This window comes from Ramlibacter aquaticus (assembly GCF_015159745.1).
Classification (GTDB): domain Bacteria; phylum Pseudomonadota; class Gammaproteobacteria; order Burkholderiales; family Burkholderiaceae_C; genus Ramlibacter; species Ramlibacter aquaticus.
This window is the reverse complement of record NZ_JADDOJ010000007.1, coordinates 1-22356: the sequence shown is the minus strand read 5'-3', so window position 1 is coordinate 22356 and position 22356 is coordinate 1. Positions and strand designations below refer to the sequence as shown.

At 69.3% G+C, this 22356-nt stretch carries 19 protein-coding genes; 14 read left to right on the top strand and 5 right to left on the bottom strand.

Going from position 1 to position 22356, the window contains the following annotated elements; genetic code table 11:
* Nucleotides 1-58 precede the first annotated feature (58 nt).
* From IM725_RS03030 to IM725_RS03020, 3 genes are all read left to right on the top strand, one after another.
* Nucleotides 59-481, top strand: coding sequence for a rubrerythrin family protein (locus tag IM725_RS03030; protein ID WP_193779098.1), 423 nt, complete (start codon nt 59-61; stop codon nt 479-481).
* Between the two features lie 182 nt (nt 482-663).
* Nucleotides 664-2016: a (Fe-S)-binding protein gene (locus IM725_RS03025; RefSeq protein WP_193779097.1), complete on the top strand. Its 1353-nt coding sequence runs from the start codon at nt 664-666 to the stop codon at nt 2014-2016.
* 7 nt (nt 2017-2023) lie between these two features.
* A complete protein-coding gene (locus IM725_RS03020) occupies nt 2024-2614 on the top strand; it encodes a DUF3501 family protein (protein WP_193779096.1) in 591 nt (196 codons plus the stop codon).
* A 66-nt stretch (nt 2615-2680) separates the two neighbouring features.
* Here the strand turns inward: IM725_RS03020 and ugpQ are convergent, their stop codons facing one another.
* Genes ugpQ through ugpB form a run of 5 tightly spaced genes read right to left on the bottom strand, consistent with a single transcriptional unit; the run spans nt 2681 to nt 7535 of the window.
* On the bottom strand, nt 2681-3451 hold the full coding sequence (ugpQ, locus tag IM725_RS03015; protein ID WP_193779095.1) for a glycerophosphodiester phosphodiesterase: 771 nt from the start codon (nt 3449-3451) through the stop codon (nt 2681-2683).
* Complete coding sequence (locus IM725_RS03010; protein WP_193779094.1) at nt 3448-4458, bottom strand: sn-glycerol-3-phosphate import ATP-binding protein UgpC; 1011 nt, start codon at nt 4456-4458, stop codon at nt 3448-3450. The genes ugpQ and IM725_RS03010 overlap by 4 nt, the downstream gene beginning before the upstream one ends.
* Nucleotide 4459: 1 nt before the next feature.
* Nucleotides 4460-5311: a sn-glycerol-3-phosphate ABC transporter permease UgpE gene (gene ugpE / locus IM725_RS03005; protein ID WP_193779093.1), complete on the bottom strand. Its 852-nt coding sequence runs from the start codon at nt 5309-5311 to the stop codon at nt 4460-4462.
* Nucleotides 5311-6192, bottom strand: a complete 882-nt coding sequence (gene ugpA / locus IM725_RS03000; protein ID WP_193779092.1) for a sn-glycerol-3-phosphate ABC transporter permease UgpA — start codon at nt 6190-6192, stop codon at nt 5311-5313. The genes ugpE and ugpA overlap by 1 nt, the downstream gene beginning before the upstream one ends.
* Before the next feature lie 38 nt (nt 6193-6230).
* Nucleotides 6231-7535 carry a sn-glycerol-3-phosphate ABC transporter substrate-binding protein UgpB gene (ugpB, locus tag IM725_RS02995; RefSeq protein ID WP_193779091.1) on the bottom strand — a complete coding sequence of 435 codons (1305 nt, stop codon included), beginning with the start codon at nt 7533-7535 and terminating at the stop codon, nt 6231-6233.
* Between the two features lie 162 nt (nt 7536-7697).
* Between ugpB and IM725_RS02990 the strand changes: the two genes are divergently transcribed.
* The 11 genes from IM725_RS02990 (at nt 7698) to aspS (ending at nt 21698) form a co-directional block, all read left to right on the top strand.
* Complete coding sequence (locus tag IM725_RS02990; RefSeq protein ID WP_193779090.1) at nt 7698-11579, top strand: DUF3683 domain-containing protein; 3882 nt, start codon at nt 7698-7700, stop codon at nt 11577-11579.
* An 11-nt stretch (nt 11580-11590) separates the two neighbouring features.
* Nucleotides 11591-12028, top strand: a complete 438-nt coding sequence (locus IM725_RS02985; protein ID WP_193779089.1) for an HIT family protein — start codon at nt 11591-11593, stop codon at nt 12026-12028.
* A 106-nt stretch (nt 12029-12134) separates the two neighbouring features.
* Nucleotides 12135-12545, top strand: a complete 411-nt coding sequence (locus IM725_RS02980; protein WP_193779088.1) for a gamma-butyrobetaine hydroxylase-like domain-containing protein — start codon at nt 12135-12137, stop codon at nt 12543-12545.
* 10 nt (nt 12546-12555) lie between these two features.
* Nucleotides 12556-13287, top strand: a complete 732-nt coding sequence (ubiE, locus tag IM725_RS02975; RefSeq protein ID WP_193779087.1) for a bifunctional demethylmenaquinone methyltransferase/2-methoxy-6-polyprenyl-1,4-benzoquinol methylase UbiE — start codon at nt 12556-12558, stop codon at nt 13285-13287.
* A complete protein-coding gene (locus IM725_RS02970) occupies nt 13281-14243 on the top strand; it encodes a Tim44 domain-containing protein (RefSeq protein ID WP_193779086.1) in 963 nt (320 codons plus the stop codon). Before ubiE ends, IM725_RS02970 begins: the two co-directional genes overlap by 7 nt.
* Nucleotides 14244-14271: 28 nt before the next feature.
* Nucleotides 14272-14817 carry a hypothetical protein gene (locus IM725_RS02965; RefSeq protein WP_193779085.1) on the top strand — a complete coding sequence of 182 codons (546 nt, stop codon included), beginning with the start codon at nt 14272-14274 and terminating at the stop codon, nt 14815-14817.
* Complete coding sequence (gene ubiB, locus IM725_RS02960; RefSeq protein ID WP_193779084.1) at nt 14814-16379, top strand: ubiquinone biosynthesis regulatory protein kinase UbiB; 1566 nt, start codon at nt 14814-14816, stop codon at nt 16377-16379. The genes IM725_RS02965 and ubiB overlap by 4 nt, the downstream gene beginning before the upstream one ends.
* 53 nt (nt 16380-16432) lie before the next feature.
* On the top strand, nt 16433-17935 hold the full coding sequence (locus tag IM725_RS02955; RefSeq protein WP_193779083.1) for a sodium:solute symporter family protein: 1503 nt from the start codon (nt 16433-16435) through the stop codon (nt 17933-17935).
* Between the two features lie 953 nt (nt 17936-18888).
* Nucleotides 18889-19236 (top strand): FmdB family zinc ribbon protein, encoded by a 348-nt coding sequence (locus tag IM725_RS02950; RefSeq protein ID WP_193779082.1) that lies wholly within the window; start codon nt 18889-18891, stop codon nt 19234-19236.
* 22 nt (nt 19237-19258) lie between these two features.
* A complete protein-coding gene (locus tag IM725_RS02945; RefSeq protein ID WP_193779081.1) occupies nt 19259-19861 on the top strand; it encodes a DUF502 domain-containing protein in 603 nt (200 codons plus the stop codon).
* Nucleotides 19862-19904: 43 nt separating this feature from the next.
* Nucleotides 19905-21698: an aspartate--tRNA ligase gene (gene aspS, locus IM725_RS02940; protein WP_193779080.1), complete on the top strand. Its 1794-nt coding sequence runs from the start codon at nt 19905-19907 to the stop codon at nt 21696-21698.
* The last annotated feature ends 658 nt before the right edge of the window (nt 21699-22356 follow it).

Here is a 22356-nt window from a genome sequence, read left to right as displayed (position 1 = left end):
GTGGACCCGCACGGCGGGACACAGATCGGTTTTCATCAACCCACCCCAGGAGAATCCCATGGCAGCACTCAAAGGCTCCAAGACGGAAGAGAACCTGAAGGCCGCCTTCGCGGGCGAGTCGCAGGCCAACCGGCGCTACCTGTATTTCGCAAACAAGGCGGACGTCGAGGGCCAGAACGACGTGGCCGCGCTGTTCCGCTCCACCGCGGAAGGCGAGACCGGCCACGCCCACGGCCACCTCGAGTGGCTGGAGCAGTGCGGTGACCCGGCCACCGGCCTGCCGATCGGCAGCACCCGCGACAACCTCAAGGCCGCCGTCGCCGGCGAGACCCACGAGTACACCGACATGTACCCGGGCATGGCCAAGACCGCCCGCGACGAGGGCTTCGACGAGATCGCGGACTGGTTCGAGACCCTGGCCAAGGCCGAGCGCTCGCACGCCAACCGCTACCAGAAGGCCCTGAACGAGCTGGCCGACTGAGCCGCCCGCCCCCGCGCCCGGGCCCTGCCCGTGGCGCGGGGCGCCGGGCGCGTGCCGGGCCCGGCACGCATGACGAATGGCCCCCTGCATCACCGGGGTCATCCGTGATGCGCAAAGATGCGCCCTGGAGAGAAGAGAAGGCGCAGCGCGCAGCGATCCCCGTCCCTCGCGAGAACACACACATGGCCGCAAGAGAAGGCAGTCTCGAAGCCCCCACCCGGCACCCCATCGACTGGCGGAACCCCTCGTACTACGACGAGGAGGCCACCTTCAAGGAGATGGAGCGCATCTTCGACATCTGCCATGGCTGCCGGCGCTGCGTCAGCCTGTGCGGCGCCTTCCCGACCCTGTTCGACCTGGTCGACGAGGGCGCCACGGGCGAGATGGACGGTGTGCAGAAGCAGGACCTGTGGAAGGTGGTCGACCAGTGCTACCTGTGCGACCTCTGCTACATGACCAAGTGCCCCTACGTGCCGCCGCACGAGTGGAACCTGGATTTCCCGCACACCATGCTGCGCGCCAAGGCCATCAAGTTCAAGAAGGGCGAGGTCGGCGCGGGCGAGAAATTCCTGGCCTCCACCGACGTGCACGGGCAGTTCGCGGGCATTCCCATCGTCGTCCAGGCCGTGAACGCGATCAACCAGACGAAGGTGGCGCGCGAGGCCCTGGAGAGCCTGGCCGGCGTGGACCAGCGCGCCTGGCTGCCCGCCCTGGCCACGCGCCGCTTTCGCTCCGCGGCGCCGTCGTCGCAGGAATTCCCGGTGCGCGACGGCGAGAAGACGCCCGGCAAGGTGGCGATCTTCTCCACCTGCTACGTCAACTACAACGAGCCCGGGATCGGCCTGGACCTGCTCAAGGTGCTGCAGCACAACGAGATCCCCTACGTGCTGGTCGACAAGGAGAAGTGCTGCGGCATGCCCAAGCTGGAGCTGGGCGACCTGGATGCCGTGGACGCCTCCAAGCGGGCCAACATCCCGGTGCTGGCGCGGTACGCCGACCAGGGCTACGCGATCCTGTCGGCGGTGCCCAGCTGCACGCTGATGTTCAAGCAGGAGATCCCGCTGATGTACCCCGAAGACGCGCAGGTGCAGCGCGTCAAGGAGGCCCTATGGGACCCCTTCGAGTACCTGATGGCGCGCAAGCGCGACGGCCTGCTCAAGGTCGAGTTCAGCCAGCCGCTGGGCAAGGTCAGCTACCAGGTGCCCTGCCACTCGCGCGTGCAGAACATCGGCAAGAAGACCGAGGAGATGCTCAAGATGGTGCCAGGCACCTCGGTGCAGACCAACGAGCGCTGCTCCGGCCATGCCGGCACCTTCGGCGTCAAGAAGCGCTTCCACGACCAGGCCATGAAGATCGGCAAGCCGCTGTTCAAGAAGATGGCCGAGCACCCGGGCGGCGGCGCGCCCGACTTCATCAGTTCGGACTGCCCGCTGGGCGGGCACCACATCGCCCAGGGCTTCGAGCGGAACTCGCTGGGCAGCCCAGAGCTCCGACATCCCATCACGCTTGTTCGCATGGCCTACGGCCTCGAGTGACAGCACCATGCACCTCACCGGAAACATCACCCCCGACAGCCTCATGAGCCTGGAGGCCTACGCCAAGTGGCGCAAGGCCAACAAGATCAACGTCATCGCCCACCGCAAGCTGCGCAGCGTCGCCCTGGGCGAGCACATCACGCTGCAGTTCGAGAGCGAGACCACCATCCGCTACCAGATCCAGGAGATGCTGCGCATCGAGCGCATCTTCGAGGAGGAGGGCATCCTGGCCGAGATCGAGGCCTACACCCCCCTGGTGCCCGACGGGACCAACTGGAAGGCCACCCTGCTCATCGAGTACCCCGACATCAACGAACGCCGGCGCGAGCTGGCGCGGCTGATCGGCGTCGAGGACCGCATGTTCGTGGAGGTGGAGGGGCGCGAGCGGGTGTACGCCATCGCCGACGAGGACCTGGACCGCGAGAACGACGAGAAGACCTCGGCGGTGCACTTCCTGCGCTTCGAGTTCAGCCCGGCCGCCATGGCCGCCATCAAGGCCGGCGCCGGCGTGAAGCTGGGCTGCGACCACCGCAACTACCCGGCCCACGTGCACATCCCGGCCGAGACCCTGGCCTCGCTGGCGGGCGACCTGCGCTGAGTTCGCGCACGGTGGCGCGGGGCGGGCCGTCCGTGGCCCGGGCCCTGCAGGCCGGGCCGCACCGGCTCAGCCGGGCGAGAAGAGGTCCACCCGGTCGGTGATGATGCCGTCCAGCCCGAGGGCCAGCAACCGCTGCGCGGCCCATTCGTCGTTGACCGTGTAGGCCAGGCAGCGCAGCCCGGCGTCCTTCGCCTCGCGCACCGTCTCCAGGGACCACAGCGTGTGGTTCAGCACCACCGCCACGCAGCCCAGGCCCAGCGCCTGCGCACACCAGCCGCCGTGCAGGCTGTCCAGCAGCAGGCCGCGCGGCAGGTGTCCGGCCGAGGCGCGCGCGCCTTCCAGCGCCTCGGGCTTGAAGGAGCTCAGCAGCGGCGGCACGGGGGCGTCGTTCCACAGCCGCGCCGCATGCCGGGCCACCACCTCGCCGGTGAAGCGCTCGGTGCCGGGCGTGGGCTTGATCTCGATGTTCAGCAGCAGCCCGTTGGCGAGGCAGTGGCGGGCGATGCCCTCCAGCGTGGGCAGGGGCTCGCCCGCATACGCGCGGGAGTGCCAGCTGCCGGCGTCCAGCGTCGCCAGTTCGGCCCAGGGGTGCTCGCCAGCCACGCGGCTGGCGGCCGGGCCGAACTGAGTGACCGCGTTGGTGGTGCGGTCCAGCGTGGCGTCGTGCAGCAGGAAGGGCAGGCCGTCGGCCGCCAGCTTCACGTCGCACTCGGCCATGCGGAAGCCCTGCGCGGCGCCCAGGCGGAAGGCGGCGAGCGTGTTCTCGGGCGCGAGCTTGCCGGCCCCGCGGTGCGCGATCCAGCGCGGGTAGGGCCAGGGGGAAGGGGCGGCGCTCATGCCTGCACCCGCTTGCCGCTGCCGGCGTCGAACCAGTGCACGCGGTCGGGCCGCGGCCGCAGGCGGATGCGGGCGCCGGGCGCGGGCGGGGTGGCGTGCTCCTCGGTGCGCACGATGACGGGCTCGCCGCCCACCGTGGCGTAGACCAGGCGCTCGGCGCCCAGCAGCTCCACGGTGTCCACGGTGGCCTCCCAGCCCTGGTCGACGATGTCCAGGTGCTCGGGCCGTATGCCCAGGATGAAACCCTCGCGCCCGCCCGGCGCCGCCTTGAGCAGGTTCATGGGCGGCGAGCCGATGAAGCTCGCGACGAAGGTGGAGGCCGGCCGGTGGTACACCTCCTCGGGCGTGCCGAACTGCTCCATGTGGCCCGCATTCATCACCAGCATGCGCTGCGCCAGCGTCATCGCCTCGACCTGGTCGTGCGTGACGAAGAGCGAGGTGATGCCCAGCTCGCGGTGCAACTTCTGGATCTCCAGCCGCGTCTGCGCGCGCAGCTTCGCGTCCAGGTTGGAGAGCGGCTCGTCGAACAGGAAGACCTGCGGCTCGCGCACGATGGCGCGGCCCATGGCCACGCGCTGGCGCTGGCCGCCCGAGAGCTGGCGCGGCGTGCGTTGCAGCAGGTGGCCCAGCTCCAGGATCGCGGCGGCCTTGTCCACCCGCTCGCGGATCTGCGCCGGCGGCATCTTGCGGATCTTCAGGCCATAGGCCATGTTGTCGAACACGCTCATGTGCGGGTAGAGCGCGTAGTTCTGGAACACCATGGCGATGTCGCGGTCGGCGGGCTCCAGGTCGTTCACCACGCGGCCGCCGATGGCGATCTCGCCGCCGGAGATCTCCTCCAGGCCCGCCACCATGCGCAGCAGGGTGGACTTGCCGCAGCCCGAGGGGCCGACGATGACGACGAACTCGCCGTCGCCGACTTCCGCGTCCACGCCGTGGATCACCTGCAGCGCCTGCGCGCCGCGCCCGTAGCGCTTGACCACCTTGCGTAGCGAGATCGCTGCCATCTTATTTTTCCGAATCCACCAGGCCCTTGACGAACCATTTCTGCATGAGGATGACCACGGCCGCCGGCGGCAGCATGGCCAGGATGGCGGTGGCCATCACGGTGTTCCATTCGGTCTGCGCATCGCCGCCCGAGATCATCTGCTTGATGCCGATCACCACTGGGTACATGCGCTCCTCGGTGGTCACCAGCAGGGGCCACAGGTACTGGTTCCAGCCGTAGATGAACTGGATGACGAAGAGCGCGGCCGTGCTGGTGGCCGACAGGGGCAGCAGCACGTCCTTGAAGAAGCGCATGGGGCCGGCGCCGTCCATGCGCGCCGCCTCGGCCAGTTCGTCCGGCACGGTGAGGAAGAACTGCCGGTACAGGAAGGTGGCCGTGGCCGAGGCGATGAGCGGCACCGCCAGGCCGGCGTAGGAGTTGAGCATGCCCAGGTCCGACACCACCTGGTAGGTCGGCCCGATGCGCACCTCCACCGGCAGCATCAGCGTGACAAAGATCGCCCAGAACACCGTCATGCGCAACGGGAAGCGGAACCACACGATGGCGAAGGCCGAGAGCAGCGAGATCGCGATCTTGCCGATGCTGATCGCCAGGGCGGTCACCAGGCTGACCCACATCATGCGGCCCACCGGCGCGTGCGAGCCGCCGCCGCTGCCTTCGCCGAACAGGGCGGCGTGGTAGTTCTCCAGCAGGTGGCTGCCGGGCCACAGCGGCATGGGCGACTGCACCACCTCCTGCACGGTGTGGGTGGAGGCGACGAAGGTGATCCACAAGGGGAAGGCGACCACGGCCACGCCCAGCAGCAGCACGGCGTGGGCGAGCAGGTCCAGGAAGCGGTTGCGCTCGACCATCAGTACTTCACCCGCTTCTCCACGAACCGGAACTGGAACACCGTCAGCCCCACCACGATGGCCATGAGCACCACCGACTGCGCGGCCGAGCCGCCCAGGTCCATGGCCTTGAAGCCGTCGAAGTAGACCTTGTAGACCAGGATGGCCGTGTCCTTGCCGGGGCCGCCCTTGGTCGCCGCATCGACGATGGCGAAGGTGTCGAAGAAGGCATAGACGATGTTGATCACCAGAAGGAAGAAGGTGGTGGGCGACAGCAGCGGGAACTGGATGGTCCAGAAGCGCCGCCAGGGGCCCGCGCCGTCGATGGCCGCGGCCTCGATCAGCGATTTCGGGATGCTTTGCAGCCCGGCGACGAAGAACAGGAAGTTGTAGGAGAACTGCTTCCACACCGCCGCCATCACGATCAGGGCCATGGCGTGGTCGCTGTTGAGCAGCGGGTCCCAGTTCATGCCGGCCTCGCGCAGCGCGTACGAGACGATGCCGATGCTGGGCGCGAACATGAACAGCCACACCACGCCGGCCACCGCCGGGGCCACCGCATAGGGCCAGATCAGCAGGGTTCGGTAGGCCAGCGCGCCGCGCCCCACGCGGTCGGCGAACACCGCCAGCACCAGGGACAGCGCGATGCCGAAGAAGGCCACCAGCAGGGAGAACTTGGCCGTGACCTGGAACGAGCCCAGGTAGCTCTGGTCATGGAACAGGTCGCGGAAGTTCTGCAGGCCCACCCACTGCACCGAGGTGCCGAAGGCGTCCTGCTGCTGCAGCGATTGCAGCAGCGCCTGGCCGGCCGGCCAGAAGAAGAACACCGCGATGACAACCAGCTGGGGCGCGAGCAGCACCCAGGGCAGCCATGACGACTTGAAGTGGACCCGCTTTTCCATGGGCCACTATTCTCAGGCCGCGGCCCCGGCCGCCCGCATCAGGACTTGTTCGCGCGCTGGAAGCGCTCGAGCAGTTCGTTGCCGCGCTTGACGATGCTGTCCAGCGCTTCCTTGGCCGACTTCTTGCCGGCCCAGACCTGCTCCAGCTCCTCGTCCTCCACCGCGCGGATCTGCACGTAGTTGCCCAGTCGGATGCCGCGCGACTTGTCGGTGGTCTTGCGGATCATCTGGTTCACCGCCGTGTCGGTGCCGGGGTTCTGCTTGTAGAAGCCGGAATCCTCGGTCGCCTTGAAGGCCGCCATGGTGATCGGCAGGTAGCCGGTGCGCTTGTGGCTGGCCGACTGCACCTGCGGGTCGGACAGGTAGTCGAAGAAGGCGGCCACGCCCTTGTACTCCTCGGGCTTGCGGCCGGCCATCACCCACAGGCTGGCGCCGCCGATGACGGTGTTCTGCGGCGCGCCGGGCACGTCGGGGTAATAGGGCAGGGTGGCGACCGCGAACTTGAACTTGGCGTTCTTGGCCACGTTGCCGTAGAAGCCGGAGGAGGTCGTGATCATGGCGCACTCGCCCGAGACGAAGCTGGCCTCGGGGATGTTGGCGCGGCCCTTGTAGACGAACAGGCCCTGCTTGGCCATGTTGGCCAGGTTCTCGATGTGGCGCACGTGCAGCGGCGAGTTCACGACCAGCCGGGCGTCCAGGCCGTCCAGGCCGTTGCGCTTGGTTGCCAGCAGGGTGTTGTGCCAGGTGGAGAAGCTCTCCAGCTGGGTCCAGCCCTGCCAGGCGATGGTCAGCGGGCACTTGTGGCCGCTGGCCTTGAGCTTGGCGGCGGCCAGGGCCACCTCGGGCCAGGTGGTGGGCGGCTTGCTGGCGTCCAGGCCGGCGGCGGCGAAGGCGTCCTTGTTGATGTAGAAGACCGTGGTCGAGCTGTTGAAGGGCAGGCTCATCATCTGCCCGTTGGGCGCGGTGTAGTAGCTCGCCACCGCGGGCACGTAGCCCTTGGGGTCGAACTTGCGGCCGGCGTCGGCCATCACCTTGCCCACCGGCACCACCACGCCCTTGCTGGCCATCATGGTGGCCGTGCCCACCTCGAACACCTGCAGGATGGCGGGGGCCTGTCCGGCCCGGAAGGCCGCGACCGCCGCCGTCATGGACTCGTCGTAGCCGCCCTTGAAGACGGGCACGATCTTGTACTCCTTCTGGCGCGAGTTGAAATCCTTGGCCAGGTCGTTGACCCACTCGTTGTTCACGGCGGTCATGGAATGCCACCACTGGATCTCGGTCTGGGCCTGGGCGGCCGAGGCGAGGGCCGCGCAGGCGGCAAGAAATGCAATCTTTAGTTTCATTTTGGACTCCGGTTGGATGCAGCCACGACCTGCGCCGTGCCGCCTGAGCCTAGGACGGCCCCGTGACGCGGATTTGACGGACCGGCCCCGTCGGTGGCAAGGGGGTTTCCACCGGCGCTGGGGCAGGAACATGGTGCGCTGCGGTAACATGACCGGCTCCCCATGAACGCCCCCACCCCGATCAACCACCTCATGGCCGCGCTGGGCGCGGACGCCCCGCGCCTGCGCGAGATCCCCTACAACTACACCTCGTTCTCCGACCGCGAGATCGTGATCCGCCTGCTGGGGTCCCGGGCGTGGGAGGTGCTGGGGCAGTTGCGCGAGGAGCGCCGCACCGGCCGCTCGGCCCGCATGCTGTACGAGGTGCTGGGCGACATCTGGGTGGTGCAGCGCAACCCCTACCTGCAGGACGACCTGCTGGACAACCCGGGCCGCCGCAAGCTGCTGGTCGAGGCCCTGAACCACCGGCTGGCCGAGGTGCAGAAGCGCCGCACGCCGCAGGCCGACCCGGCGCGCGATGCGCTGGTCGTCGAGCTGCTGGCCGCGGCCCGCCAGGCCGTGGACGCCTTCGACGCCAGCTTCCGCCAGATGGCGGACCTGCGCCGCCAGGCCCAGCGCGCCCTGGGGCGGCACACGGCCAAGGACAACATCAAGTTCGACGGCCTGTCGCGCGTGGCCCACGTCACGGACGCCACCGACTGGCGCGTGGAATACCCCTTCGTGGTGCTCACGCCCGACAGCGAGGCCGAGATGGCGGCGCTGGTCAAGGCCTGCATCGAGCTGGGCCTGACCATCATCCCGCGCGGGGGCGGCACCGGCTACACCGGTGGCGCAATCCCGCTGGACTGGAAGAGCGCGGTGATCAACACCGAGAAGCTGGAGGCGATGACCGAGGTCGAGATGACCCGCATCCCCGGCCATGCCGAGCCGCGCCCCACCATCTGGACCGAAGCCGGCGTGGTGACCCAGCGCGTGGCCGACGCCGCCGAGCGCGGCGGTTTCGTCTTCGCCGTGGACCCGACCTCGGCCGAGGCCTCCTGCATCGGCGGCAACGTCGCCATGAATGCGGGCGGCAAGAAGGCCGTGCTGTGGGGCACCGCGCTGGACAACCTGGTGTCCTGGCGCATGGTGACGCCCGAGGCCGAGTGGCTGGAGGTCACCCGCCTGGACCACAACCTGGGCAAGATCCACGACGCCGAGGTCGCCACCTTCGAGCTGAAGTACTTCGCCGCCGACGGCCGCACGCCGCTGCGCAGCGAGACCCTCACCATCCCGGGCCGCGCCTTCCGCAAGGAGGGCCTGGGCAAGGACGTGACGGACAAGTTCCTGTCGGGCCTGCCCGGCATCCAGAAGGAAGGCTGCGACGGCCTGATCACCAGCGCGCGCTGGGTGGTGCACCGCATGCCCACCCACACCCGCACGGTGTGCATGGAGTTCTTCGGCCACGCGCGGGACGCCGTGCCCAGCATCGTCGAGATCAAGGACTTCATGTTCGCCGAGCAGAAGCGCTCGGGCGTGCTGCTGGCCGGCCTGGAGCACCTGGACGACCGCTACCTGCGGGCGGTGGGCTACAGCACCAAGTCGCGCCGTGGCGGCCTGCCCAAGATGGTGCTGATCGGCGACATCTCCGGCGACGACGCCGACGCGGTCGCCCGCGTCACCTCCGAGGTGGTGCGCATCGCCAACTCGCGCAGCGGCGAGGGCTTCGTGGCCGTGTCCGCCGAGGCGCGCAAGAAGTTCTGGCTGGACCGCAAGCGCACGGCCGCCATCAGCCGCCACACCAACGCCTTCAAGATCAACGAGGACGTGGTGATCCCGCTGCCGCGCATGGCGGAGTACACCGACGGCATCGAGCGCATCAACATCGAGCTCTCGCTGGCCAACAAGATCCGCCTGGCCGACGAGCTGGAGACCTTCCTGGCGCGCGGCAACCTGCCGCTGGGCCGCCAGGACGACGCCAGCGAGATTCCCTCCGCCGAGCTGCTGGAAGACCGCGTGCAGCAGGCCCTGGCCGTGGTGCGCGAGGTGCGCGCGCAGTGGCAGGACTGGCTGGCCCGCGTGGCCGCGCTCTTCCCGCAGCTGCAGGACCATTCGCTGCGCGCGAGCTGGAAGACGCAGATCCGCGCCCGCCTGCAGGACATCTTCGCCGGCACGGCCTTCGAGCCGGTGCTGGCCGAGTGCAGCGCCATCCACCAGCGCGTGCTCAAGGGCCGGGTCTGGGTGGCCCTGCACATGCACGCCGGCGACGGCAACGTGCACACCAACATCCCGGTCAACAGCGACGACTACGAGATGCTGCAGACCGCGCACGAGGCGGTAAAGCGCATCATGGTGCTGGCCCGCTCGCTGGACGGCGTGATCTCGGGCGAGCACGGCATCGGCATCACCAAGCTGGAGTTCCTCACCGACGAGGAACTGCGGCCCTTCGCTGACTACAAGCAGAAGGTGGACCCGCAGGGCCGCTTCAACCGCGGCAAGCTGCTGCGCGTGGCCCGGCCGGCGGCCGACGGCGGCATGCACGCCGACCTGACCAACGCCTACACCCCCAGCTTCGGGCTGATGGGCCACGAGTCGCTCATCATGCAGCAGAGCGACATCGGCGCCATCAGCGACAGCATCAAGGACTGCCTGCGCTGCGGCAAGTGCAAGCCGGTGTGCGCGACCCACGTGCCGCGCGCGAACCTGCTGTACAGCCCGCGCAACAAGATCCTGGCGACCTCGCTGCTGGTCGAGGCCTTCCTCTACGAGGAGCAGACCCGGCGCGGCATCTCGGTCAAGCACTGGCAGGAGTTCGAGGACGTGTCGGACCACTGCACGGTCTGCCACAAGTGCGCCTCGCCCTGCCCGGTGAAGATCGACTTCGGCGACGTCTCCATGAACATGCGCAACCTGCTGCGCAAGATGGGGCAGAAGAGCTTCCGCCCCGCCAACGCCGCGGCCATGTTCATGCTCAACGCCACCCAGCCCGAGACCATCAAGGCGGTGCGTGCCGCCATGGTGGGCGTGGGCTTCAAGGCGCAGCGCTTCGCCAACACCCTGTTGCGCGGCTTCGCGCGGCCGCAGGTGGCGCGCCCGCCCTCGACCAGCGGCGGCCTGCCGCCGGTCAAGGAGCAGGTGATCCACTTCATCAACAAGAAGCTGCCGGGCGGCCTGCCCAAGAAGACGGCGCGCGCACTGCTGGACATCGAGGACAAGGACTACGTCCCCATCATCCGCAACCCGTCGGTCACCACGGCGGAGTCGGAGGCGGTGTTCTACTTCCCCGGCTGCGGCTCGGAGCGCCTGTTCTCGCAGGTCGGCCTGGCCACGCAGGCCATGCTCTGGCATGCCGGCGTGCAGACCGTGCTGCCGCCGGGCTACCTGTGCTGCGGCTACCCGCAGCGCGGCTCGGGCCAGTACGACAAGGCCGAGAAGATCATCACCGACAACCGGGTGCTGTTCCACCGCGTGGCCAACACGCTGAACTACCTGGACATCAAGACGGTGGTGGTCTCCTGCGGCACCTGCTACGACCAGCTGCAGGGCTACGAGTTCGAGAAGATCTTCCCTGGCTGCCGCATCGTGGACATCCACGAGTTCCTGCTGGAGAAGGGCATCACGCTGGACGGGGCGGGCAAGGCCTACATGTTCCACGACCCCTGCCACTCGCCCATGAAGCTGCAGGACCCGATGAAGACGGTGAAGGCCCTGATCGGTCCCAACGTGCGCAAGTCCGAGCGCTGCTGCGGCGAGTCGGGCACCTTCGGCATCACCCGGCCGGACATCTCCACGCAGGTGCGCTTCCGCAAGGAAGAGGAGATCCGCAAGGACGAGGCTGCGATGCGTGCGGCTGGCGTGGTCGGCGCGCAGGACAACATCAAGATGCTGACCAGCTGCCCGAGCTGCCTGCAGGGCCTGAACCGCTACAGCCACGACCTGCAGAACGGCCTGCTGGAAGCCGACTACATCGTGGTCGAGATGGCGCGCCAGATCCTGGGCGAGGAATGGATGCCCGAGTACGTGCGTGCCGCCAACGCCGGCGGCATCGAGCGCGTGCTGGTCTGAGCGGGGCTGCCGTGCACGATCCGGCCTGTCCGCTGTGCCAGGCGCCCGGCGGGCTGCCGGTGGTGCAGGCCGCCCGCTTCCGCGTGATCCGGGCCGAGGAGCCCGGCTTCCCCGCCTTCTGGCGCGTGGTCTGGCAGGACCACGTCGCCGAGTTCAGCGACCTGGACGCCGCCGACCGCGCGCTGTGCATGGACGCCGTCGCCCGTGTCGAGCGGGCGGTGCGCGACGTGCTCTCGCCCGACAAGATCAACCTGGCTGCGCTCGGCAACATGGTGCCGCACCTGCACTGGCACGTGGTGGCGCGCTGGCACTGGGACTCCCGCTTTCCCGCGCCGATCTGGGCGCCGCCCCGGCGCGAGGACGATCCCGCGCAGATGCAGGCCCTGCAGGCGCGCCTGGCCGCCGCCGACGACGCGATCCGCGCGGCCCTGGCCAGCGTCCAGGCCTGAGCCTCGGCCCGCGTTCCAGGCGCCGCGAGGCCGTCGTTTCTATGTCGGGCTCGCGGTCAAGCGACAAAGCCACGCCACATGCCGGCCCGCTGGCTAGAATTTGCCCATGGCAGGCCTCGCTTCTGATTCGCCCACGCCCGTCGCGCTGACGGTGCATGGGCGCTCCCGCGTGCTCGAGGTGGCGTTCTCCGATGGCGCCGCCTTCCGCATCCCCTTCGAACTCCTGCGCGTGTATTCGCCCTCGGCCGAGGTGCAGGGCCACGGGCCCGGCCAGGAGGTGCTGCAGACCGGCAAGCGGGATGTCGGCATCGAGTCGCTGGCGCCGGTGGGCAACTACGCTGTGCAGCCGCGTTTCTCGGACGGCCACGACAGCGGCATCTTCAGCTGGGAACTGCTGTACCGCCTGGGCCGCGACGAGGCGCAGCTGTGGGCCGAGTACGAGCGCCGCCTGGCCGCCGCGGGCGCCGACCGCGACCAACCCATGCCCGCCAACGCGGGCCATGCCTGCGGGCACTGACGAAGGCAGCATGAGCCAGACGCATTTCGGCTTCCAGACCGTCGACGAGCGGGAGAAGGCCAGCCGCGTGCGCGGCGTGTTCGATTCCGTGGCCCCGCGCTACGACCTGATGAACGACCTCATGTCCATGGGGCTGCACCGGGCGTGGAAGGCCTACACCCTGATGGTCGCGAACCCGCGCCCCGGGCAGCAGGTGCTGGACATCGCCGGCGGCACGGGCGATCTGTCCATGGCGTTCGCCAAGAAGGTCGGGCCGACCGGCCGCGTGGTGCACACCGACATCAACGAGGCCATGCTGCGCACCGGCCGCGACCGCCTGCTGGACACCGGCCTGGCGCTGCCCACGCTGGTGTGCGACGCCGAGAAGCTGCCCTTCCCGGACGCGAGCTTCGACATCGTGAGCGTGGCCTTCGGCCTGCGCAACATGACGCACAAGGAGATCGCGCTGCGCGAGATGGCCCGGGTGCTGCGCCCGCGCGGCAAGCTGCTGGTGCTGGAGTTCTCCAAGGTGGCGCAGCCGCTCTCGCGCGCCTACGACTGGTACTCCTTCAACATCCTGCCCAAGCTCGGCCAATGGGTGGCCGGCGACGCCGAGAGCTACCGCTACCTGGCCGAATCGATCCGCATGCACCCCGACCAGGAAGCGCTGAAGGCGCTGATGAAGGGCTGCGGCTTCGGCCACGTCGATTTCCACAACCTCACCGGCGGCGTGGTGGCCCTGCACGTGGGCATCAAATGCTGATCCGGCGCACGCTCCCGCTGCTGGTGCTCGCGCTGGCCCTGGCCGCGTCCACGGGCCATGCGGCCAAGCGGCTGGGCGGGGGCGGCTCCATCGGCCGGCAGTCGTCCAACGTGACCCAGCGCGAAGCCGCGCGCCCGTCCGTGGCGCCCGCGCCCGCGCAGCAGCAGGCCGCGCCCGCTGCCGCGCCGTCGCCCACGGCCCCGGCACCCGCGCCGCGGCGTCCCTGGGGCGGCCTGCTGGGCGGCCTGGCCGCCGGCCTGGGCCTGGCCTGGCTGGCCAACGCCCTGGGCCTGGGCCCGGCCTTCGGCGGCCTGCTCATGGTCCTGCTGCTGGTGGCGGCGGGCGTCGCCCTGGCCGCGGCGCTGTCCCGCTCGCGCCGCGCCGCGCTGCAGCCGGCCGGCCTGCCGGCCGAGATGGCCGCGCTGCCCCGCCAGTACAGCCCCGACAAGGTCGGCAACGACGCCTCGGCCCGGCCCTGGGAGCAGCACGGCCTGGCCGCCGAGCCTGGCGTCCCCGCGGCGCCGGCCTCGCAGATCGGGGCCGCGCTGCCCGGCGGCGGCAGCTGGGCGATTCCCGCCGGCTTCGACGTGCAGGGCTTCGTGGCCAACGCGAAGCAGAACTTCATGGTGCTGCAGGAGGCCTGGGACCGCGCGGACCTCGGCCTGCTGCGCGCCATGATGACCGACGGCATGCTGGGCGAGATCAAGGCCCAGCTGGCTGAGCGGGAGCGCCAGCCCGGCGCGCAGCCCAGCCGCACCGAGGTGCACATGCTGCAGGCCCAGCTGCTGGGCATCGAGGACCTGGGCAGCGAGTACCTCGCCAGCGTGGAGTTCTCCGGCATGGTGCGCGAGGACCCGTCGGCCGGGCCCAGCCCGTTCCGCGAGGTCTGGAACATGTCCAAGCCCAAGGACGGCGCCAGCGGCTGGCTGGTCGCCGGTGTCCAGGCGCTCCAGTAGCCGCCCTTCTTTCAGCGAGAATCCGGGGATGGCCTCCGAGTCCCCCACTTCCTTCCTCGACGACGTGTTCGGCAAGCTGGCCGCCGGGCTGCAGCCGCCGCCCTGGATGGTGAGCGAGCTGCAGCACCGCATCGTGCTGCTCGTCAACCATGTGCTGATGCAGGAGCCCGAGGCGCAGGCGCGGCTGGCGCGCCAGGCCGGCCGGGTGCTGGAGGCGCGCTGGCGCCACTTCTTCATGCGGCTGGCGGCCACGCCCGCCGGCCTGCTCGAGCTCTCCGAGACGGCCACGCCGGCGGACCTCAGCCTCACCGTCATCGAGGAGTCCCCCTTCCAGCTCGCGCAGGCGGCGCTGCGCGGCGACAAGCCGCCGGTGCGCATCGAGGGCGACGTGCAGTTCGCGGCCGAGGTGAACTGGCTGGCCGACAACGTGCGCTGGGACCTGGAGGACGACCTCGCCCGCGTGATGGGCGACGTGCCCGCGCATGCGCTGGCCGAGGGCGTGCGCCGGCTCGTGGCCGGCCTGCGCGACTTCGCCGGGCGCCGTGGCGCCGGTGCGGCCGGGCCCGCCGCATGAGGCGCTACTTCCGCGGCTTCTTCATCGTCTGGGTCGCGCTGCGCTTCGGCCTGGACGAGCTCGTGCTCTCCAGCCTGCGGCGCCCCTGGCTGGCCGGCTTCATCCGCGTGCTCACCCTGGGCCGCGACCTGCGCGCGCCGCGCGGCCAGCGCCTGCGACAGGCGCTGGAGCACCTGGGCCCCATCTTCGTGAAGTTCGGCCAGGTGCTGTCCACCCGGCGCGACCTGCTGCCGCCCGACATCGCCGACGAACTGGCGCTGCTGCAGGACCGGGTGCCCCCCTTCGACCCGGCCATCGCGGTGCAGACCATCGAGCGCGCCTTCCGCCGCCCGCTGGAGGCGGTGTTCACCAGTTTCGAGCACACGCCGGTGGCCAGCGCGTCCATCGCGCAGGTGCACTTCGCCACGCTGCGCGGGCGTGACGGCCAGGAGCGCGAGGTCGCCGTCAAGGTGCTGCGCCCGGGCATGCTGCCGGTGATCGACAACGACATCAGCCTGATGCGCACCATGGCCGGCTGGGTGGAGTCGCTCTCGGTGGACGGCCGGCGGCTGAAGCCGCGCGAGGTCGTGGCCGAGTTCGACAAGTACCTGCACGACGAGCTGGACCTGGTGCGCGAGGCGGCCAATGCCGCCCAGCTGCGGCGCAACATGGCCGGGCTGAACCTGGTGCTGATCCCGGAGATGTTCTGGGACTTCTGCCACCCCGAGGTGATCGTGATGGAGCGCATGAAGGGCGTGCCCATCAGCCAGGTCGCGCGCCTGCGCGAAGCGGGGGTGGACATCCCCCGGCTGGCGCGCGACGGCGTGACCATCTTCTTCACCCAGGTCTTCCGCGACGGCTTCTTCCACGCCGACATGCACCCCGGCAATATCCAGGTGAGCCTGGAGCCGGGCACCTTCGGCCGCTACATCTCGCTGGATTTCGGCATCATCGGCACGCTGACGGAGTTCGACAAGGAGTACCTGGCGCAGAACTTCACGGCCTTCTTCCGCCGCGACTACAAGCGGGTCGCCGAGCTGCACATCGAATCCGGCTGGGTGCCGCCGGCCACGCGCGTGGATGAGCTGGAGGGCGCCGTACGCAGCGTCTGCGAGCCCTACTTCGACCGGCCGCTCAAGGAGATTTCGCTGGGCATGGTGCTGATGCGCCTGTTCCAGACCTCGCGCCGCTTCAACGTCGAGATCCAGCCGCAGCTGGTGCTGCTGCAGAAGACGCTGCTGAACATCGAGGGCCTGGGCCGCCAGCTGGACCCCGACCTGGACCTGTGGGCCACGGCCAAGCCCTTCCTGGAGCGCTGGATGGTGGAGCAGGTGGGGCCCCAGAAGCTGCTCAACGAGCTCAAGGCCCAGGCGCCCCGCTACGCCAAGCTGCTGCCGGACCTGCCCCTGCTGCTGCACCGTTTCCTGTCCGCCCGCCATGCCAGCACCGCGCCCGAGGTGCAGGCGCTGCTGGCCGAGCAGCGCCGCACCAACCGCCTGCTGCAGGCCATCGCCTGGGGTGGCATCGGCTTTGCTTTGGGCCTGATCGTGATGGAGTGGATCGCCCGGACCCATCCGTTCTGAGCGGAAGGCCTCCGGCGCGACGATAATGCCGCCCAGCCCATGAGGAGAGTGCCGTGCTGTTGACCCTGGTCTTCGGATATTTGCTGATCACGATCGCCATCGGCCTGTGGGCCGCCAAGCGCGTGAAGAACACGGCGGACTTCGCGATCGCCGGCCGCCACCTGCCGCTGGTCATGATCGTGACCACCACCTTCGCCACCTGGTTCGGCTCCGAGACGGTGCTGGGCATCCCGGCGACCTTCATCACCAGCGGCCTGCACGGCGTGGTGGAGGACCCCTTCGGCGCCGGCACCTGCCTGATCCTGGTCGGCATCTTCTTCGCCGCCAAGCTCTACCGCATGACGCTGCTGACCATCAGCGACTACTACCGCGAGCGCTTCGGCCGCACCATCGAGGTGACCTGCTCGCTGGTCATCATCCTGAGCTACCTGGGCTGGGTGGCGGCGCAGGTGACGGCGCTGGGCCTGGTGTTCAACGTGCTGTCCGAGGGCGCGATCAGCAAGCCCCTGGGCATGGTGATAGGCACCGGCTCCATCCTGGCCTACACGCTGTTCGGCGGCATGTGGTCGGTGGCCGTCACCGACTTCATCCAGATGATCATCCTGGTCATCGGCCTGTTCATCCTGGCCGTCTTCGCCGGCCACCAGGCTGGTGGCGCCGACAAGGTGATCGCCCTGGCCACCAGCAAGGACCTCTTCAAGTTCCTGCCCGAGCCCAGCGCCAGCGAGATCGTCGGCTTCATCGCGGCCGGCATGACCATGATGCTGGGCTCCATCCCGCAGCAGGACGTGTTCCAGCGCGTGATGTCGGCCAAGGACATCAAGGCCGCCACGCGCGGGCCGGTGATCGGCGGCGTCTGCTACATCGTCTTCGCCTTCGTGCCCATGTTCCTGGTCACCAGCGCGCTGATCATCATGCCGGACACGGTGGCCAAGCTGATGGCCACTGGCGTCAAGGCCGACAGCCAGATGATCCTGCCCACGCTGGTGCGCGACCACATGCCCTTCGTGATGCAGGTGCTGTTCTTCGGCGCGCTGCTCTCGGCCATCAAGTCCACCGCCTCGGCCACGCTGCTGGCGCCCTCGGTGACCTTCGTCGAGAACATCTGGCGGCAGTTCTTCCCGCGCCAGGCCGACAAGCACGAGCTGCGCACCATGCGCATCACGGTGCTGATCTTCAGCGCCTGCGTGTGCGCCTACGCCATCGCCCTGCAGGGCACGCCCATCTACGAGCAGGTCTCGGGCGCCTACCAGGTCACCCTCGTCGGCGCCTTCGTGCCGCTGGCCGCCGGCCTCTACTGGAAGCGCGCCACCACGCAGGGCGCGATCTTCTCCATCGTGCTGGGCGTGCTGGCCTGGCTGGTGTTCCTGTACACGCCCGCCGGCGCCACCTTCCCGCCGCAGCTCGCCGGCTTCCTGATGGCCATCGTCGGCATGGTGCTCGGCTCGCTGGGCCCGCAGGCGATCCGCAACACCCAGGCCTCGCACCACCGGGTGGTGGGGGTGGAGTCGGTGCAGCACGCGGCCGCTGCGCACGGGGCGCAGGTGTCGCGCTGAGGCCTGCTGCCCGGCCTGAGGGCCGGTGCGCCAGGGCGCTGGCTCTGTCTGGCTTCTGCGCGTACCCCGTTGCGTTCCGTGCCTGCATCGCGTCAGGCAAACCCAGCCCCGGCCGCCGGCAGCCCGCTGCCGCGCCCAATGGGGCGGTCGGCACTTGGTGTCCGACTTCCCCTGCGATGCTCGGTCCAGGCCCCGCGGCGTAACTCGCTACGCGCTCGCCTGCGGCGAGCGCTTCGCTCAGACAGACGCCGCAAGTCAGAAAGCTTGGGGCCTGGCCCTGCGCTTCTCGGGCGCCCCATAGGGCGCGGCAGCAGGCAGCCGACGGCCGGGGCTGGGTTTGCCAGTGGCACGGTGGCGCGCAGCCGTTGAGCGCCAGCGTCTCCTGACTCTCTGTGAGGTGCCGGCGCTCCACCGCCGGTGCGCCCACATGGTCTTCTCGCCCCGCTGGCTGGCCTGTGGCGGGGGCGATTTGTGACGCGGCTGGAATTTGCGGCCTGGGGTCGGGAGCGCGGTCCGCAGGTCCGCGCGTCGTGTCATGCTCACGGCGCCTGTTTGAGCGAAGCGGTGGCGCAGCCAGCGCGTAGCGAGTTGCGCCGTGCCGGCCCCAGGCCGCAAATTCCAGCGGAGTCCGCGCAGCGGACCGCGGCAGTATGAGCCCCCGTCACAGGCCGGCCAGCGGGGCGAGCGCGAGGTCTAAGAGCGAAGCGCCACGCCAGCAGAACGAGCGGGTTGAGTGCGAGGTCGATGAGCGAAGCCCGACACCAGCCAAAACCAGCGAGGCGAACGCGAGATCCATGTGCCAGCCGCACCGCCCCAGCCCCAGGATGGCCAAGGACGTGAAACCGTGGCGCGCCCATGGGCGAGCGCCGGCCCAAGCCCCCGGGGGCTTGCCTTTCCCCCCGGCGCCTATAATTGAAGGCTTTGCACCCGCAGAACTTCCCGACTTCACAGCCATGCCCATCTACGCTTACAAGTGCGCATCCTGTGGCCATGCCAAGGATGTCCTGCAGAAAATCTCCGACGCGCCGCTGACGACCTGCCCGGCCTGCGGCGCCGAATCGTTCACCAAGCAGGTCACGGCCGCCGGTTTCCAGCTCAAGGGCTCGGGCTGGTACGTCACCGACTTCCGGGGCGGCTCCACGCCGGCCTCGACCACCGCGCCCGTCTCGGGCGGGGATGCCAAGCCGGCCGACACCAAGCCCACGGAAACCAAGTCCGCCGAGTCCAAGCCCGACGGCGGCTCCAAGGGCGACGCCCCGGCGGCGGCGGGCGGCTGCGGCGCGTCCTGCGCCTGCCACTGACGGCAGGAAGGCCGGGTACGTGATGTCCGCCCTGCGCAAATGGCTGGTGGCCGGCCTGCTGGTCATCGTGCCGGTGGCCATCACCCTGGCCGTGCTGCAGTGGATCATCGGCACGCTGGACCAGACCCTGCTCATCCTGCCGCAGGCCTGGCGGCCCGAGCACTTCCTGGGCTTCCACCTGCCTGGCTTCGGCGTGCTGCTCACGCTGGCCATCCTGCTGGTCGTCGGCGGCATCACCAGCAACCTGGTCGGCAAGCGCCTGGTCATGTGGGGCGACCGCCTGGTCGCGCGCATCCCGGTGGTTCGCTCCATCTATTCCAGCGTCAAGCAGGTCTCGGACACGCTGTTTTCCCCCAGCGGCAATGCCTTCCGCACCGCGGTGCTGGTCGAGTGGCCGCGCCCGGGCGTGTGGACCATCGGCTTCGTCACCGGCACGCCGGGCGGCGAGGTGAGCAACTACCTGGTGGGCGATTACGTGAGCGTGTACGTGCCCACCACGCCGAACCCCACCGGCGGCTATTTCGTGATGCTTCGCAAGAGCGATTGCGTCGAACTGAAGATGTCCGTGGACGAGGCGCTGAAGTACGTCATCTCCATGGGCGTCGTCTCCCCAAGAAACCATTGAAGAGGAAGGACGCGGCGCCCCGTGGCGCGGCGTTGTGTCTGCCATGCACATGCGTACCACTTACTGCGGCCTCGTGACCGAAGCCCTCCTGGGCCAGACCGTGACGCTCTGCGGCTGGGTCAACCGCCGGCGCGACCACGGCGGCGTGATCTTCGTCGACCTGCGCGACCGCGAGGGCTATGTGCAGGTGGTGTGCGACCCGGACCGCGCCGCCACCTTCAAGGTGGCCGAGGGCCTGCGCAACGAGTTCTGCGTGCAGCTGACCGGCGTGGTGCGCGCGCGCCCCGAGGGCACGACCAACGACAGCCTCAAGAGCGGCAAGATCGAGATCCTGGCGCACGAGCTGACGGTGCTCAACCCCTCCGTCACGCCCCCGTTCCAGCTGGATGACGAGAACCTCTCGGAGACCACGCGCCTGATGCATCGCGTGCTGGACCTGCGCCGGCCGTACATGCAGAAGAACCTGATGCTGCGCTACAAGGTGACCATGGAGGTGCGCAAGTTCCTGGACGCCAACGGCTTCATCGACATCGAGACGCCGATGCTGACCAAGAGCACGCCCGAAGGCGCGCGTGACTACCTGGTGCCCAGCCGCGTGCACGACGGCATGTTCTTCGCGCTGCCGCAGTCGCCCCAGCTGTTCAAGCAGCTGCTGATGGTGGCCGGCTACGACCGCTACTACCAGATCACCAAGTGCTTCCGCGACGAGGACCTGCGCGCCGACCGCCAGCCCGAGTTCACGCAGATCGACATCGAGACCTCCTTCATGATGGAGGACGAGATCCGCACCATGTTCGAGGGCATGATCCGCTCGACCTTCCAGAACGTGGTGGGCATCGACATCGGCGCCTTCCCGGTGATGAAGCACGCCGACGCGATGCGCCTGTACGGCTCGGACAAGCCCGACCTGCGCGTGAAGATGGAGTTCACCGAACTCACCGACGTGATGAAGACGGTGGACTTCAAGGTCTTCGCCGGTGCCGCCAACATGCCCGACGGCCGGGTGGTGGGCCTGCGCGTGCCGCAGGGCGGCCAGATGCCGCGCAGCGAGATCGACGCCTACACCGACTTCGTGAAGATCTACGGCGCCAAGGGCCTGGCCTGGATCAAGGTCAACGAGATGGCCAAGGGCCGCGAGGGCCTGCAGTCGCCCATCGTGAAGAACCTGCATGACGAGGCGTTGGCCGAGATCCTCAAGCGCACCGGCGCCCAGGACGGCGACCTGGTCTTCTTCGGTGCCGACAAGGCCAAGATCGTCAACGACGCGATCGGCGCGCTGCGCGTGAAGATCGGCCACAGCGAATTCGGCAAGTCGCACGGCCTGGTGGAAGGCGAATGGCGCCCGCTGTGGGTGATCGACTTCCCCATGTTCGAGTACGACGACGACGCCCAGCGCTGGAACGCGGTGCACCACCCCTTCACCTCGCCCAAGGACGGCCACGAGGACTGGCTGGAGACCGACCCCGGCCGCTGCGTGGCCAAGGCCTACGATGCGGTGCTCAACGGCATCGAGCTGGGCGGCGGCTCGGTTCGTATCCACCGCGAGGACGTGCAGAGCAAGGTGTTCCGCGCCCTGAAGATCGGCGCCGAGGAGGCCCAGGCCAAGTTCGGCTTCCTGCTGGACGCGCTGCAGTACGGCGCCCCCCCGCACGGCGGCATCGCCATCGGCCTGGACCGCTTCGTCATGCTGATGACCGGCGCCGAGAGCCTGCGCGACGTCATCGCCTTTCCCAAGACCCAGCGCGCCCAGGACCTGCTCACCCAGGCGCCCGGCCCGGTCGACGAGAAGCAGCTGCGCGAGCTGCACATCCGCCTGCGGAACGTGCAGGCGGGTTGAACCGGCGCCAGGCTCCCTGGCGACATCGGTCGGTGAAGGCCATGCGGGGTTCTGCCCGGCATGGCCTTCTTTTTTGTCGCTGCTGCTCTGGAGTGGGTTGGATTCGCGCGGGAGTTCTGGCGCCGGGTTTTGGCGTCTTCGTCAATTCCGGCAACCCGGATCCGTGGCGGCTCGCTGATCCGTCGGGTTTCATGCCTGCGTGACCTCAGGCCCACCCGGCCCCGGCTGCCCTGTGCCGCGCCGACTGTGGCGGTCGGCACTTCGTGTCCGACTTCCCCTGCGATGCTCGGTCCAGGCCCTGCGGCGTAACTCGCTACGCGCTCGCCTGCGGCGACCGCTTCGCTCAGACAGACGCCGCAAGTCAGAGGACGAAGGGCCTGGCCCTGCGCTTCTCGGGCGCCCCACACGGCGCGGCACAGGGCAGCCGGGACCGGGTGGGCCCAACACGTGTGGGCGCGCAGCCGTTGAGCGCCCGCGTCAATTCATTCTCGGGTGATGCGGGCGTTCCACGGGCGGCGCGCCCACATGGTGTTCTCGCCCCGCTGGCCGGCCTGTGGCGGGGGCGATTTGTGACGCGGCTGGAATTTGCGGCCTGGGGTCGGGAGCGCGGTCCGCAGGTCCGCGCGTCGTTTCATGCTCACGGCGCCTGTTTGAGCGA

Excerpts from the sequence above, each read along its gene's own strand:
- IM725_RS02950 (WP_193779082.1), top strand. The coding sequence starts at position 18,889 with ATGCCCATCTACGCTTACAAGTGCGCATCCTGTGGCCATGCCAAGGAT.
- IM725_RS02965 (WP_193779085.1), top strand. The coding sequence starts at position 14,272 with ATGGCCTCCGAGTCCCCCACTTCCTTCCTCGACGACGTGTTCGGCAAG.
- IM725_RS03025 (WP_193779097.1), top strand. The coding sequence starts at position 664 with ATGGCCGCAAGAGAAGGCAGTCTCGAAGCCCCCACCCGGCACCCCATC.
- ugpQ (WP_193779095.1), bottom strand. The coding sequence starts at position 3,451 with ATGAGCGCCGCCCCTTCCCCCTGGCCCTACCCGCGCTGGATCGCGCAC.
- IM725_RS02945 (WP_193779081.1), top strand. The coding sequence starts at position 19,259 with ATGTCCGCCCTGCGCAAATGGCTGGTGGCCGGCCTGCTGGTCATCGTG.
- ubiE (WP_193779087.1), top strand. The coding sequence starts at position 12,556 with ATGAGCCAGACGCATTTCGGCTTCCAGACCGTCGACGAGCGGGAGAAG.
- IM725_RS02980 (WP_193779088.1), top strand. The coding sequence starts at position 12,135 with ATGGCAGGCCTCGCTTCTGATTCGCCCACGCCCGTCGCGCTGACGGTG.
- aspS (WP_193779080.1), top strand. The coding sequence starts at position 19,905 with ATGCACATGCGTACCACTTACTGCGGCCTCGTGACCGAAGCCCTCCTG.
- IM725_RS02970 (WP_193779086.1), top strand. The coding sequence starts at position 13,281 with ATGCTGATCCGGCGCACGCTCCCGCTGCTGGTGCTCGCGCTGGCCCTG.
- ugpB (WP_193779091.1), bottom strand. The coding sequence starts at position 7,535 with ATGAAACTAAAGATTGCATTTCTTGCCGCCTGCGCGGCCCTCGCCTCG.
- IM725_RS02990 (WP_193779090.1), top strand. The coding sequence starts at position 7,698 with ATGAACGCCCCCACCCCGATCAACCACCTCATGGCCGCGCTGGGCGCG.
- IM725_RS03020 (WP_193779096.1), top strand. The coding sequence starts at position 2,024 with ATGCACCTCACCGGAAACATCACCCCCGACAGCCTCATGAGCCTGGAG.
- IM725_RS03030 (WP_193779098.1), top strand. The coding sequence starts at position 59 with ATGGCAGCACTCAAAGGCTCCAAGACGGAAGAGAACCTGAAGGCCGCC.
- IM725_RS03010 (WP_193779094.1), bottom strand. The coding sequence starts at position 4,458 with ATGGCAGCGATCTCGCTACGCAAGGTGGTCAAGCGCTACGGGCGCGGC.
- ugpA (WP_193779092.1), bottom strand. The coding sequence starts at position 6,192 with ATGGAAAAGCGGGTCCACTTCAAGTCGTCATGGCTGCCCTGGGTGCTG.
- ubiB (WP_193779084.1), top strand. The coding sequence starts at position 14,814 with ATGAGGCGCTACTTCCGCGGCTTCTTCATCGTCTGGGTCGCGCTGCGC.
- ugpE (WP_193779093.1), bottom strand. The coding sequence starts at position 5,311 with ATGGTCGAGCGCAACCGCTTCCTGGACCTGCTCGCCCACGCCGTGCTG.